12 protein-coding genes are annotated in these 14,261 nt (G+C 45.1%); 5 read left to right on the top strand and 7 right to left on the bottom strand.

Going from position 1 to position 14,261, the window contains the following annotated elements; genetic code table 11:
• Nucleotides 1-157: 157 nt before the first annotated feature.
• The gene (gene uspB / locus OCT63_RS11135; RefSeq protein WP_017055567.1) at nt 158-481 is read right to left on the bottom strand and encodes a universal stress protein UspB; all 324 of its coding nucleotides are present in this window, start codon (nt 479-481) and stop codon (nt 158-160) included.
• 68 nt (nt 482-549) lie between these two features.
• On the bottom strand, nt 550-1,077 hold the full coding sequence (gene ftnA / locus OCT63_RS11130) for a non-heme ferritin (RefSeq protein WP_017055566.1): 528 nt from the start codon (nt 1,075-1,077) through the stop codon (nt 550-552).
• Nucleotides 1,078-1,263: 186 nt separating this feature from the next.
• Between ftnA and uspA the strand changes: the two genes are divergently transcribed.
• A complete protein-coding gene (gene uspA, locus OCT63_RS11125) occupies nt 1,264-1,698 on the top strand; it encodes a universal stress protein UspA (RefSeq protein WP_161687425.1) in 435 nt (144 codons plus the stop codon).
• A gap of 52 nt (nt 1,699-1,750) precedes the next feature.
• Nucleotides 1,751-2,629: a carboxylate/amino acid/amine transporter gene (locus tag OCT63_RS11120; protein WP_017055564.1), complete on the top strand. Its 879-nt coding sequence runs from the start codon at nt 1,751-1,753 to the stop codon at nt 2,627-2,629.
• A gap of 93 nt (nt 2,630-2,722) precedes the next feature.
• Here the strand turns inward: OCT63_RS11120 and OCT63_RS11115 are convergent, their stop codons facing one another.
• The 3 genes from OCT63_RS11115 to OCT63_RS11105 form a co-directional block, all read right to left on the bottom strand.
• The gene (locus OCT63_RS11115) at nt 2,723-3,283 is read right to left on the bottom strand and encodes a hypothetical protein (protein WP_269983723.1); all 561 of its coding nucleotides are present in this window, start codon (nt 3,281-3,283) and stop codon (nt 2,723-2,725) included.
• Between the two features lie 161 nt (nt 3,284-3,444).
• Complete coding sequence (locus tag OCT63_RS11110; protein ID WP_060466875.1) at nt 3,445-4,224, bottom strand: class I SAM-dependent methyltransferase; 780 nt, start codon at nt 4,222-4,224, stop codon at nt 3,445-3,447.
• Nucleotides 4,225-4,402: 178 nt separating this feature from the next.
• Nucleotides 4,403-7,513: an EAL domain-containing protein gene (locus tag OCT63_RS11105; protein ID WP_060466874.1), complete on the bottom strand. Its 3,111-nt coding sequence runs from the start codon at nt 7,511-7,513 to the stop codon at nt 4,403-4,405.
• Between the two features lie 125 nt (nt 7,514-7,638).
• On the opposite strand from OCT63_RS11105, the gene asnC reads away from it, so the two are divergent.
• On the top strand, nt 7,639-8,103 hold the full coding sequence (gene asnC / locus OCT63_RS11100; RefSeq protein ID WP_017055560.1) for a transcriptional regulator AsnC: 465 nt from the start codon (nt 7,639-7,641) through the stop codon (nt 8,101-8,103).
• A gap of 143 nt (nt 8,104-8,246) precedes the next feature.
• On the opposite strand, the gene prlC is transcribed toward asnC, so the two are convergent.
• Complete coding sequence (gene prlC, locus OCT63_RS11095) at nt 8,247-10,289, bottom strand: oligopeptidase A (RefSeq protein WP_060466873.1); 2,043 nt, start codon at nt 10,287-10,289, stop codon at nt 8,247-8,249.
• Between the two features lie 281 nt (nt 10,290-10,570).
• On the opposite strand from prlC, the gene OCT63_RS11090 reads away from it, so the two are divergent.
• Nucleotides 10,571-11,425, top strand: coding sequence for a 23S rRNA (adenine(2030)-N(6))-methyltransferase RlmJ (locus OCT63_RS11090; RefSeq protein WP_060466872.1), 855 nt, complete (start codon nt 10,571-10,573; stop codon nt 11,423-11,425).
• 188 nt (nt 11,426-11,613) lie between these two features.
• Nucleotides 11,614-12,969: a glutathione-disulfide reductase gene (gene gorA / locus OCT63_RS11085; protein ID WP_269983722.1), complete on the top strand. Its 1,356-nt coding sequence runs from the start codon at nt 11,614-11,616 to the stop codon at nt 12,967-12,969.
• Nucleotides 12,970-13,238: 269 nt separating this feature from the next.
• On the opposite strand, the gene OCT63_RS11080 is transcribed toward gorA, so the two are convergent.
• On the bottom strand, nt 13,239-14,201 hold the full coding sequence (locus tag OCT63_RS11080) for an SPOR domain-containing protein (protein ID WP_269983721.1): 963 nt from the start codon (nt 14,199-14,201) through the stop codon (nt 13,239-13,241).
• Between the last annotated feature and the right edge of the window lie 60 nt (nt 14,202-14,261).

Here is a 14,261-nt window from a genome sequence, read left to right as displayed (position 1 = left end):
ATAAAAAAGGATGTGCATAAACAGCACATCCTTACTTGTTGCTCGCTATTTTAGCGGCAATTTTCAACTTTGCAATTGATGTTCAATTGTACGAATCGCAAGCATCAATATGTTCACTGACTGGATACGAGACCTACAACCAAAATCCAGGTCACGCTTAAACGATGAACGAAGATAGTAACGTTACACCCAGCAAAGAGACAGAAAGTATAAATAGCTGCCTCACTCGATCACATTTCGATGTGAAAACTTCATCATGGTGATGGTGATATTCTTTGCTTTTTATGTAACTAAACAAGCGAACCTGTTTGGTCATGTTGCCATGGGTTGTGAAAAAACCGCCTCCGTCTACTTGTTGATAAAGCAGAGGGTGCGCTTCTCGCATAATATAAATGAGTGTTCGTAGCGCAGTAAAATAACGCAACCAGTTCACACATGTCACAACCATTAGTGCAAATAGAATAGTGTCGCCGCTGATCATCCTTTCCTCCCTACATCTTCATCAGAAAACTCGGAAGAAAAAGATAATCAGTGTCTTTCTCTTACTACCTAAACAGCAGGAGTTTCCATAATTGAAGATGAACCATCTTTTGCCAATTGCGCTAAGTCTTTATCAATAAAGAACAGTGCTTTACCGTCTTCACCAACAAGTTCTAGCTTATCTAATACACCTTTAAATAATTTTTCTTCTTCGTGTTGCTCTGCAACGTACCATTGCAAGAAGTTAAAGGTTGAGTAATCTTGTGTGCTAAAAGCGACGTGAGCGAGTTTGTTGATTTTTTGAGTAATCATTTGCTCATGTTCATAAGTTTCACGGAACACTGCACCAAGGCTATCAAATTCATGTTTTGGCGCTTCAATCGCACCTAGAATTGGCATCGCACCCGTTTCACTTACGTAAGTAAAAAGACGTTGCATGTGTCCCATTTCTTCTACTGCATGAACACGCAGAAACTCTGCTGCACCTTCAAATCCTTTGTCTTCACACCAAGCACTCATTTGTAAGTATAGATTGGATGAGAAAAATTCGAGGTTAATTTGATCGTTCAGTTGCTCAACCATTGTTTTAGACAGCATTTCGGTCTCCTAATTACATCCGTTATTTTCTCTATCATATCACTATTTAATGAATATCTCGCCGGCCATTAGTTAACCAATATTTCCCTCTTACTACGCAAGACGATGGATATGAGATCACTCTGGCAAAAAAAGACATCACATAGTGCTAATCTTTAACTAGACAATGAATAGGGAGGTAGCGATATGAGTTACAAACATATTTTGGTTGCGGTCGATTTATCTGAAGACAGTAAACGACTCGTCGATAAAGCGGTTGTATTGGCTAAACCATTGGGTGCAAAAGTCTCTTTTATCCACATCGATATTAATTATGCCGAGCTTTATACTGGGCTGATTGATATCAACATGGCAGAAACTCAGCACAATGCGATGGAAGCATCACGAATTCAATTACAAAGTTTTGCTGAACATGCTCAGTACCCAATCGCTCATACTTTAGTAGGCAGCGGTGACTTGAGCCATGAACTGTGTGACACCATCAACGAGTTTAATGTGGATCTAGTGGTCTGCGGACATCACCAAGATTTTTGGAGCAAGCTGCTTTCTTCAACACGACAACTGATCAACGCGTCACCGGTTGATATGCTGGTCGTGCCTCTAAGAGATTCAGAAGACTAATGATTTAAGGTTAGGTAACATACAGCTCATATCTTATTAACGAAGTTTTTATATGAGCTATTTAGCTGGTGTTACCCTCCTGTGGGCCTTCTCATTTAGCCTGATTGGCGTCTACCTTGCTGGTCAGGTTGATTCTTGGTTTTCTGTTTTAATGCGCGTCGCCCTTGCTGGCATCGTATTTCTTCCTTTCCTTAAGTTCCGTGGCGTCTCGCGTAAGTTGATCGCTAAATTGATGGCAATTGGTGGTATCCAGCTTGGTCTGATGTACTGCTTCTACTATCAATCTTTCTTGCTACTATCTGTGCCTGAAGTCCTTTTGTTTACGGTTTTCACCCCGATTTACGTCACACTTATTTATGACTTCCTAAAAGGGCAGTTTTCACCGTGGTATTTGGTAACAGCAGCGACGGCAGTGCTTGGAGCCATTTTTATTAAGTTTGCAGGGATCAACGACAATTTTTTAGTCGGTTTCTTAGTCGTGCAAGGCGCTAACCTGTGCTTTGCTATCGGACAAGTAGGCTATAAAGTGGTGATGGAGAAGGAATCGACTGAACTACCGCAAAGAACGGTCTTTGGTTACTTTTACTTAGGTGCGTTATGCGTCGCTTCGGTTGCTTTCATGCTACTGGGCAACGCTGAGAAGTTGCCAACGACCACACTTCAATGGGGAATCCTGATTTACCTAGGCTTGATAGCCTCGGGGCTGGGTTACTTTATGTGGAATAAAGGCGCATGTATGGTGAATGCAGGCGCACTGGCCGTAATGAATAATGCCTTAGTTCCAACCGGCCTTGTGGTGAACATCCTGATTTGGAATAGGGATGTTGACCTGGTTCGACTTGCCATTGGTGGCTGCGTTATCTTGTTTTCTCTATTCCTCAATGAGACCTGGGTGAAGAAGCGCGTAGCGAGATCCGCAAGCAACGTTTAACCGATCGATTGGATTGAACAGATTGTGGCTACCCCAGAAAGCAAAAGAGCGACCTAAGGTCGCTCTTTTTAAATAAACTTATCATCTTCAGTATTAGTGAATATGGTTTGCTACCAACGATTGGCTTTCTGTGAAAACAACGTCATCAAGTTGTAGGTTGATGCGTTCCAGTTTGCTTTCCATCTTCTGACTTTTCTTAAACAGCTTTTGCTGCTTCTTAATCATCTTCGCCAATTTCTTATTGTACTTCTCTTGCTTCTTCGCGGCTTTTTTCACTCGCTTAAGCTCTTTTTTCTGACCGTTGCTCACCATGAGCTTTTTCAGCTTGGCTTTTTTCAATGATGGTTTTTTAGCAATGCTTACCACGCTAGGATCGAACATTTGTACGGCAGAATCAGGCGTTACAACCTCAACAAGCGTTATTTCAGGCTTAGGCAGCGTTTCAGCTAACAGGCCACACGCCACTTTCTCTTCGATGGGTTTGCTTTGACAACCAAGCGGTGGAATTGCAGTGGGTTTGCATAGGTTCGCTTCGTCCGCCGATGAACGCGCACAAGAACGACACACAAACTTGGGTTCCGTGACCAAGCTGTGGATCTCACCTAGGTGTTCGGTAATATCTCGACGGTTTAACTTACAAAAGCGTTTAGCCATGCTACAACTCCAGCTAAGAATAATAATGATTCTTAGTTAGATATACATCCGTAACGCGACTATCGCAAGTGTTAAATGGTGATTTATCGTATTTATGACGGGGAATTTTCTTAGCGTGTCGCTAAGTTATTGATGCTTTAACTGAGTAATTGATACTTTACCTAGGTCATTGATGCTTTCACATACACATCAAAACGGTTCTTTTTGGTTTCGATCGCCATGCTTGGCTTTTGCTCGTCTAACCACGCGGCGTAATCCGGTCTTTTAACCACAACGCGTTTTGATGCGAGCTTAAGAGCAGGTTGTAATAAAGCATCAGCATCCATATCAGCGCCGACCAAAGATTGGAATACGCGCATCTCTTTTTTAACCAAAGCCGATTTCTTTTTGTTTTCAGGGTGTGGGTACATAGGGTCGAGGTAAACCACATCTGGTTGCTTGAAATTAGGATCATCACAGAGCTTATTTAAGGCGTCATGACTTGAAGCGTGAATCAACGTCATACGTTCGCTTACCCAACCACCAATATCCAGATCTTGCTGCGCACGTTGTAAGCCATCATCAAGCAACGCGGCCACGACAGGATGACGCTCTACCATTTGCACTTTACAGCCCAACGAGGCCAACACAAACGCGTCACGTCCTAAACCGGCCGTGCCATCGAGGATAGTCGGTGTTGCTCCTTTGTTTAAACCTGCCGCTTTGGCAATCGCCTGGCCTTTACCGCCACCAAACTTACGTCTGTGACCAACGGCACCTCCGACTAAATCCACAAAGATAGCGCCCAACTTCGGTTCGTCCACTTTGCGTAACTCAAGTCGCTCGCTCGTTAATACCAACGCAAAATCGCTGTTTTCATCATGGGATAAATGCCAACGGGTCGCGAGGTCATTTAAATGATCGATTTGGGTCGCATCTTCGCAAATCAGTTGTAGTTGCAAGGTCGTCTCCAACAGACAGTAGTATTCAAATAAAAGAGGCAACCAGTTTACCTGATTGCCTCAACAATACATATTAACGGTGTAAAAACGATGAAGACGTAGAAACGATGAGTAAGGAAAAACACTCATGGTGCTTAGCGTTCATCACAAAGCTATACTCACTCACTAAGTCCAAATGTTATAGAAAGCGCTCTTGCTGTAACTCTTCGACTAATTCTTCAAGCGGCTTAGGCTTACCTATGATGTAGCCCTGCGCATAGTTAACACCAAGCTCGAGCAGTTTGTCGATCACCTGAGTGTTTTCAACAAATTCAGCCACCGTATATTTGCCCATCTGCTTAGCTAGGTCGTTGATAGAACGAACCATCACGTGGTCCATCTCGTTGACATCAATATCACGTACAAACAAACCATCGATTTTCACAATATCGACCGGTAGCTTCTTCAGATACCCAAACGACGATAACCCTGAACCGAAATCATCCAGTGCAATCATACAGCCCAGCTCTTTAATTCTCGTAAAGAACTTGATCGCCTGTTTCATGTTACTCATTGCGGCCGTTTCAGTGATCTCTAAACAAATTTTATGACTCGGTATTGACGAGTTTTTGAGGTTATCAATCAAGAACTCGACAAACTCTCGATTACCCATCGAATGACCCGATAAATTGATTGAGCACATCCCAAGCTCATCAATAACCTGTGGCCGTTGCTCCAACCAACTCAATGTCTGGCTCACCACTTTGCGGTCAATCAGGTGTGCAATGTTGTATCGCTCTGAAGCGGGCATGAAGATACCCGGAGAGATGTATTCCCCATCAACATTCTTAATCCGAACCAAAATCTCGAAATGCATTTTCTCGCAATCGGTATCTAAACCTAGAATACGCTGTGCAAATAGCTCTAAGCGATCATTGGCCAAGGCTTCATGCACCAAGTTCACGCTCTCCATCTCCAAATGACGGCGACGAAGGTCTTCATCATCTTGATGATAAAGGTGATAGCGGTTACGCCCCTCCTCTTTGGCCACATGACAAGCAGCATCAGCCTGAGCATGCACCATCTGCGGTGAGGAGGCAGTATGGTCAATCAATCGAAGGCCGATAGAGCAAGTGAGGTTGAGGCGAATATCCCTCCATACAAATGAATTCTCACTCATCATAGAAATAATGCTACGACACACATTGAGCGCATCTCGCTCGGTGCAGTCTTTGATTAACACGGCAAATTCGTCACCACCCATGCGCGCCAATAACGCATTGTAGGGCAGCACATCTTCTAACAGTTTTGCACTAAACAAGATCGCGGCATCGCCCGCTTCATGCCCTGCGGTATCATTCAACACCTTCAGTTGGTCTAAATCTAGGAACAACATCGCATGAGTGCGCATGTGGCTTTCCACTTCTTTAAGCGCCTTTTGCAGCTCTTGCTCAAAGTGGTTGCGGTTAAAAGTGTCAGTCAACAAGTCGTACTGTGCTTGATACTCTAACTTTTCTGACAGCTCGTGTGTTTCAGTAATGTCTTCACCAACAATCAACAGCTGATCAGACTCAACCAACGGGCGAATATTTTCTCTAATCCAGATGGTGCTGCCATCAGCATGACGATATTCAATATCACGACGCCACACACCGCGGATTTTATGCTGCGGTTGCAACAAGGTATTACGTGGAGTCATCGCATTCTCATCAACGTAGAACTCGCGAGGGCGATGGCCCAATAACTGTTTCAATGAATAGCCCAACAACTTTTCAGCAAACTGATTCACTTGTTGGATGCGGTTGTGACCATCCAGCGTAATCATCATTACCGGTTGTTTGTCATAATACAGCTTTAGGTTTGCTTCACGCTGGAACAGCTTATTCTCAACAAGCTTACCCGACGTAACGTCACGAGCTTCAAATAAGAACTGAATATCATCCCCTTCGCTGATCGGCATTGGCTTTAATGAGATATCCAATACCATTGTGCCACGATCACGACACCACACTTCGGCTTCAAATCGCAAAGCCTGATGTTCGTCTTTAGAGATAAAATATTCCTTTAGCCGCTGCTTTGCAGAATCTTCCCAGTGTTGGTGGTTTTGAAGAGGCGTCCCCAATTTATAGCCTTGGTTGTAAAGAAGTTCATGCAATTTACTATTACTAGACAACAGCACACCAGCCTCATCGATGATCCCCATAAACTGTAAACTCTGGTCGAATATCGACTCAAGTAGCCGTTGGCTCTGGCGGCTCGTTCTCTCACTTTTCTTGAGACGATTAAGGTAATAAACCAAGATCGCGATGACGCTCGACATCGTTAGAAACAGTAAACCTATGGTCTGAATTTCATCGCGGTAGCGAGTCAGGAATGATTTGGGCTTATTGAAGAAAGCCACCGAGGCTTCATTCTCAGCGCCCAAGTCCCAGCGTGAGATTTGTTGATAATCAAGTTTGATTTCTGGGGCGCCAGCAACCACTTTCGGCAAAGGTTTATCCGGGTTATCGAGCACCTTCAGCAACACCTGCCCCGTACCTCGCCCTTGTGTCTTACCACGGTGAATGACACCGCCAATAGCACCATACCCAAGCCCCAAATCATGCACGATATACAATGGTATCTGAGCTTTTTTGTTAAGCTGGCGCCAGTCCTCATTACTGCTGACTCGGCCATTGATATCTCGGTAGTAAGCCCAAAACAGCAGGCTTTTTTTAAGATCAGCGCGTTGAGCGAACGTCATCAGTTCTTGATAAGAGTCGGGTTTATATTGCTCTACCAACCTAGAAAACTCAGGACGCTTTTGTAGGAATAGATCCACTTGAGCGCGAATAGCTTCACCCGTTACCGAGTGATCAGTGACCACATATATTTTTTCCACTGTCGATTGAAGTCGCTTGATCAGCTCTACATTGCTTGCTATATCAATATCTTCGGTGATACCCGTCGCATTCAAGCCTTCTATCATTTGCGGAGAGAAATTGTTGATGCCGCCAAAAATAACGGGCGTGCCATTGAGCTCAGGCGCTAAGCGCTTCATCAGGTTAAGGGCGTTGTTATCGCTGACCACCACAGCGGTAAACTCTTCATGCGATAGCTTGGTACGGTATAGCTGATAGATTCGCTCTAAGTATTCCGTGTTTTGAGTACGCTTGCTATCGAGATAAACGACACGATAAGACAGGCCGTCACGGTCAAGTTCTTCAGCCAACCCTTCATGGAAATCATCTGTCCAGAAAAAACCTTGATGATAAGAGTGAATGACCAATACATCTTTTGTCTGTGCTGAAGTAAAAACACTCCAACACATCAAAACTAATAACAACGAAAATCGCACTGAATTCACCCTAACACTATAGTTACTGCTAATATTATCACCCTTGGCTATGATGTGTACTCTAGCCGGTATGTTTTCATTCAATCTAAGGATTACGCATGTCCACAACAACCGCTCGTCTAGATGACCTAGACCGTGCCATTCTCAAAACTTTAATGGAAGATGCGCGAACGCCTTATGCTGAAATGGCAAAGCAGTTTGATGTCAGCCCAGCCACGATTCATGTTCGTATCGAAAAGATGAGAGCGGCTGACATTATTGAGCGTACCGAGGTTGTGGTAAACACCAAAAAATTAGGTTACGACGTATGCTGCTTTATTGGCATCAATCTCAATGCCGCCCGCGATTACCATTCAGCCATCGACAAACTCAATGCTTTAGAGGAAGTGGTAGAGGCGTACTACACCACAGGCGCCTATAATATTTTTGTCAAACTGATGTGTAAATCGATCGAAGAACTGCAGTTTGTATTGATCGATAAGCTGCAAGCGATCGATGAGGTTCAGTCGACCGAGACCCTGATTTCATTGCAGAACCCTATCAATCGCAATGTGAACCCATAGCGTTCATTCGTCTTGTTTGGCATCAAACACAGACAAAAAAAGAGCCTCTAACGTAGAGGCTCTTTTCGCTATTAACTCCGCAATAAAGATAATGAACTCGTAATAAAGCTAAGCAATTACCGCCGTTACGGAAATGATAGCAATTACGCGTTGATTCCCGCATGACGCAACATTGCATCAATGTTTGGCTCACGACCTCGGAAGCGTTTGAATAACTCCATTGGCTCTTCACTGCCACCCATTTCAAGGATATTACTCAGGAAGCGATTACCGGTTTCTGTATTGAAGATACCTTCTTCTTCAAATGCAGAGAACGCATCGGCTGAAAGCACTTCTGCCCATAGATAGCTGTAGTAACCTGCACTGTAGCCACCAGCAAAGATGTGGCCAAAGCTATGCGAGAAACGGTTCCAATCAAGGCTTGGTAGTACCGATACCTTAGACTTCACATCGGCCAGAGTCTCTAGCACGCGCGCACCCACTTCTGGATCGTATTCTGTGTGTAGCGTGAAATCGAACAAACCAAACTCTAGCTGACGCAGGATAAACATCGCAGATTGGAAGTTCTTCGCCGCTAGCATCTTCTCGAGCATCTCTTTTGGCAGGGCTTCACCCGTTTCGAAATGGCCAGAGATAAACGACAGCGCCTCTTCTTCCCAACACCAGTTCTCTAGGAATTGACTTGGCAGCTCAACGGCATCCCAAGGCACACCATTGATACCAGAGACGGCACCCGCTTCAACTTGCGTCAACATATGGTGAATACCATGACCAAACTCGTGAAACAGAGTCACGACTTCATCGTGAGTAAATAGCGCAGGCTTATCACCGACTGGTTTGTTGAAGTTACACGTTAGGTAAGCGACGGGGGTTTGTAGTTCACCAGATTCAGTAATACGACGACCACGACAGTCATCCATCCAAGCACCACCACGTTTGTGCTCACGTGCGTATAGGTCTAGGTAGAAGCTGCCGCGTAGTGCACCTGTCGCGTCAAAGATATCAAAGAAGCGCACAGACTCGTGCCATGTGTCGACACCTTCACGCTCTGTTACCGACATACCAAACACACGGTTTAGTACCTCAAATAGGCCTGATACAACATTAGACTCAGGGAAGTAAGGGCGAAGCTCTTCATCAGAGATCTCGAACAGATTCTGCTTCTGTTTTTCGCTGTAGTAAGCAATGTCCCACAGGTTTAGCTCAGACACACCAAACTCTTTCTCAGCAAACTGACGCAACTCTTCAACTTCGCGTTCACCTTGTGGTTTCGCTTTTACGGCTAGATCATTGAGGAAACCAAGCACTTGGTCCGGCGTTTCAGCCATTTTGGTCGACAGTGATTTTTCGCTGTAAGTATTGAAGCCAAGCATGCGTGCAACTTCGTGACGCAGTTTAAGTTGCTCGGTGATGATCTCTGTGTTGTCCCACTTACCTGCATTTGGACCACGGTCAGAAGCGCGAGTTACGTAAGCTTCGTATAACTCTTTACGTAGCGCTTGGTTATCACAGTAGGTCATCACAGGTAGGTATGATGGAATGTCTAGAGTCAGTAGGTAACCTTCCTGCTCTTTAGACTCCGCTGCTGCTTTCGCTGCCGCTAACGCAGATTCAGGCAAGCCCGCCAGTTCAGCCACGTCTGTGATCTGCTTGCTCCACCCCATGGTGGCATCAAGTACGTTATTCGAGAATTGAGAGCCTAGCTCAGACTGACGCTTGCTGATCTCGCCGTAGCGGTGCTGCTCGTCTGCTGGCAGGCCAATACCCGACAGTTCAAAGTCACGTAGTGCGTCAGTAATGGTTTTTTGTTGCGCTTGGTTCAATGCCGAGAATGCTTCACTCGCCTTGATCGCTTTGTACGCTTCAAACAAACCTTTGTGTTGACCCACCCAAGTACCGTATTCAGATAGAGCAGGCAAACAGCTCTCATACGCGTCACGTAGCTCATCACTGTTCACGACAGAATTCATATGGCTTACCGGTGACCAAATGCGGCTTAAACGATCGTCCACTTCTTCAATCGGAGCAACGAGGTTGTCCCAACTTGGTGCAGTATTACCTTCAAGTACTTGTTCTATCTTGTTGCGACACGCTTCAATCACTTGCTCAACCGCTGGTTTAACGTGCTCAGGCTTGATTTGTGAAAACGGAGGTAAGTCCGTGAAGGTTAATAGCGGATTAGACATATAAACATTCCTTTGGCTTTAGAGACTTTCGTCTTTTTTGTAATGAGGTCGTCTTACAGTCATCAAGCTCAGGTTCGCCCTAAAAAAAATCACCTGCGAATAGTTATTAAATAGTGCCCAATAAGGCAAATTTCAATAGTAGAACCAATAACTAACCACATATTGCGAACGACTGTTCCTGAATTGTTCGAGAATTTATGGTCCATTGAGGGTTATAATGGTCTGATTAACCCCACCTACACTAACCACACTCTAAATCGAGAGTGTTACGAGAGTTTAATTTGTTAAGTTATCGCCACAGCTTCCACGCAGGTAACCATGCCGACGTAGTAAAGCATATCGTACAGAGCCTTATTCTTAATTCTTTGAAACAGAAGGATAAGCCTTTTGTTTATCATGACACTCACTCTGGTGTAGGTCGTTACGACTTAACGCATGAATGGTCTGAAAAAACCGGTGAATACAAGCAAGGTATTGCACGCCTATGGTCTGCGAGAGAAGCGGAACAACAAAATCTTCCTGAAGACATTCAAAGCTACCTTGAGTCTATCTCAACGCTAAACAATGGCGACAAGCTGCGCTACTACCCAGGCTCACCACGTGTTGCACGTGCCCACCTGCGCGACCAAGACCGCATGGTACTGACCGAGCTTCACCCAGCCGATCACCCGCTGCTTGAGCAAGAGTTCCACCGCGATCGTCAGGTATCTATCTACAAAGAAGATGGCTTCCAACGCTTAAAAGGCAGCCTACCACCAAAAGAGCGTCGTGGTTTGGTGCTTATCGACCCGCCTTATGAGCTGGCAAAAGAGTATCGTGATGTGGTGACTGCAATTGCTCAAAGCCATAAGCGCTGGGCAACCGGTATCTACGCAATTTGGTACCCGGTAGTAAACCGTTGTGACATCGAAGATATGATCGAAGGCCTTGAAGGCTTAGGCATCAACAAGATTCTACAAATCGAACTTGGCGTGTCACCAGACACCAACGAGCGCGGTATGACAGCATCAGGCATGATTGTTATCAACCCGCCTTGGAAGCTAGAAAGCCAAATGAACGAGATTCTTCCATTCTTGAAGGAAGCAATTGCGCCGGCAACCGGTCACTTCAAAGTAGAGTGGATCGTACCCGAGTAATCTCGAACTTAACGCCATAGTCTAACGAATATTCAACAGATTGTGACGTACACGAATAAATTTCAAACAGGGTGATTGAGTTCAACCGATCTGCCCTCAATATAATAATTAGACAATTTAAGAATCTATAGGACGTAGGTATCCAGTGCGCTCACTGTAACTACAACCTTCAACAAATGGAGAAAGTAATGGCGACTCATTTTGATTACATCTGTATCGGCGGCGGTTCAGGCGGCATCGCTTCAGCAAACCGCGCAGCTATGCACGGTGCAAAGGTTGCACTTATCGAAGCTCAGGACCTTGGTGGTACTTGTGTAAACGTTGGTTGTGTTCCTAAAAAGGTAATGTGGCACGGCGCTCAAGTCGCTGAAGCTATCAACCTATACTCTGAAGACTACGGCTTCGACGTTGACGTAAAAAGCTTCAACTGGGGCAAACTGGTTGAAAACCGCCAAGCGTACATTGGTCGTATCCACCAATCTTACGATCGCGTTTTGGGTAACAACAAAATAAACGTCATCAAAGGCTTTGCTAAGTTCGTTGATGAGAAGACGGTTGAAGTTAACGGCGAACACTACACAGCAGATCACATCCTGATCGCGGTAGGTGGTCGTCCAACGATTCCAAACATCCCAGGTGCAGAATACGGCATCGACTCGAACGGCTTCTTCGACCTGATGGAGCAACCAAAACGCGTTGCTGTTATCGGTGCAGGCTATATCGCGGTTGAAATTGCTGGCGTTCTAAGCGCGCTTGGCACAGAAACACACCTGTTCTGTCGTAAAGAGTCACCGCTACGTAGCTTTGATCCAATGATCATCGAAACACTAGTAGAAGTAATGGAAGCAGAAGGTCCAACACTTCACACGCACTCAGTGCCTAAAGAAGTTGTGAAAGAAGCGGATGGCTCGCTAACTCTACACCTAGAGAACGGCAACACTCAAAACGTTGACCACCTAATCTGGGCTATCGGCCGCCACCCAGCAACTGACGCGATCAACCTAGCATCAACTGGCGTTGAAACGAACGACCGTGGCTACATCAAGGTAGATGAGTTCCAAGCGACGAACGTTCCTGGTATCTACTGTGTTGGCGATATCATGGAAGGCGGTATCGAGCTAACACCTGTAGCTGTTAAAGCAGGTCGTCAGCTTTCTGAGCGCCTATTCAACGGTCAAACCAACGCTAAGATGGACTACAAGCTCGTTCCTACCGTTGTATTCAGCCACCCACCTATTGGCACTATTGGTCTAACGACTCAAGAAGCTGAAGAGCAGTACGGCAAAGACAACATCAAGGTTTACACATCTGGCTTCACTGCGATGTACACAGCAGTAACCAAGCACCGTCAACCTTGTAAGATGAAACTAGTATGTGCTGGCGAAGAAGAGACAGTCGTTGGCCTACACGGCATCGGTTTCACTGTTGATGAGATGATTCAAGGCTTCGGCGTTGCAATGAAGATGGGCGCAACCAAAGCAGACTTCGACTCTGTTGTGGCGATTCACCCAACGGGCTCAGAAGAGTTTGTTACCATGAGATAATCAACGCCTTCCGTTGATAACTCTTAGAAGCAGGCCTTGAGCCTGCTTTTTTATGTCCACTAAGAACCTGAGTTATAGATTCGACCTAACTCAGGTATCAACTTATCGAGAACAGCTTGGAGTTTAAGGTGACTCTACTCCTTGAATTCATTTGAAAGCAGAATCTGCTTGGCTTACCAAACCGTTGGGGAGTACAAGTCATTAATCCAAAACTGCACCCTATGAAATTTTTATCTCTGGGGTTTCTTTTATCTATTAAGAACAAAAAGTCACTTAACGCACATCACGTTTAGCAGTGAAGACCCTTTTAGTTGATTCACGTTCCCGTTAGTAAACAGACCTTTCTTATCTGCGCCCCAATAAGGTAGATGCATTGGCCAATTCTGGTTTTCCATAACCGATGAGCCAAGAATGCTCTGCCATTGCTGATCACTCATCAATTTCATGCCAATTTGCTTACACACTAGCTCAGCACTTCCAAAATCTAAGCGGCTCCAAGGTTTACCTTGTTCCATATAAAACTGTTGCTGATGATCGACTAAATAAGGAATGGCATATTTGCTACCCGCAACGTTTGCTGTCACTCGGATTTCGATATCAAGGTCATTGTCAGGACTTGTGCCACTGCTTGGGAAAGCTTGAATTGCAGCGACACTCGTTGCCGCTTGAGTTGCAACCACAGGTTTCGGTGCTGGCTTAGCTGCTGGTTTTGGCTTTGCCGGAGTTGCAGGCTTAACCGCTTTTGATTGTGCCGTTTTCGTAACGATAGGTTGTGATGAGGTTTTCGACTTATCGACCATGCGAATAAAGGCTTCACCGTAACCAGGAACCTTACGCACCTGAGCTAGGTCTTTTCTCGCATCAGAGAAAGTAGAGTATGGGCCGATTAAGCAACGGTAATCGCCACTTTCCGGCTTCATCCAAACGTTAGTCGAAATTTTTTCATAAAGAGGTTTCGCTCGGCCTAATGACAAAGGCTCATTTAGCAAGCCGCATTGAACCCAAAACAACTCGTTTTCTGAATGACGCTTAGGGGCTTTTTTTCCCCACACACCCTTACCGATAGGACATGATTGTTCTAACTGTGGTAATTGATTAGTACTGGCTTGAGTCGCATCACATAGAACCGATTCCGCATTAACCTGGCTCGATACTAAAAGGGATACCGCGATAAGCCCCATACGATAATTTTCACTCACAACACAGCGTACAGCATTCATTGTCAATTTCATAACCACCACTTAAACCCTTTCGGGCTAATTGTTACCGACGCTATGTCGATAAAACATGAA

This window comes from Vibrio sp. RW (assembly GCF_027587105.1).
In the GTDB taxonomy this organism is placed as follows: Bacteria; Pseudomonadota; Gammaproteobacteria; order Enterobacterales; family Vibrionaceae; genus Vibrio; species Vibrio toranzoniae.
Note: the sequence above shows the minus strand (reverse complement) of the source record. Positions and strands in the feature narration are given on the sequence as shown.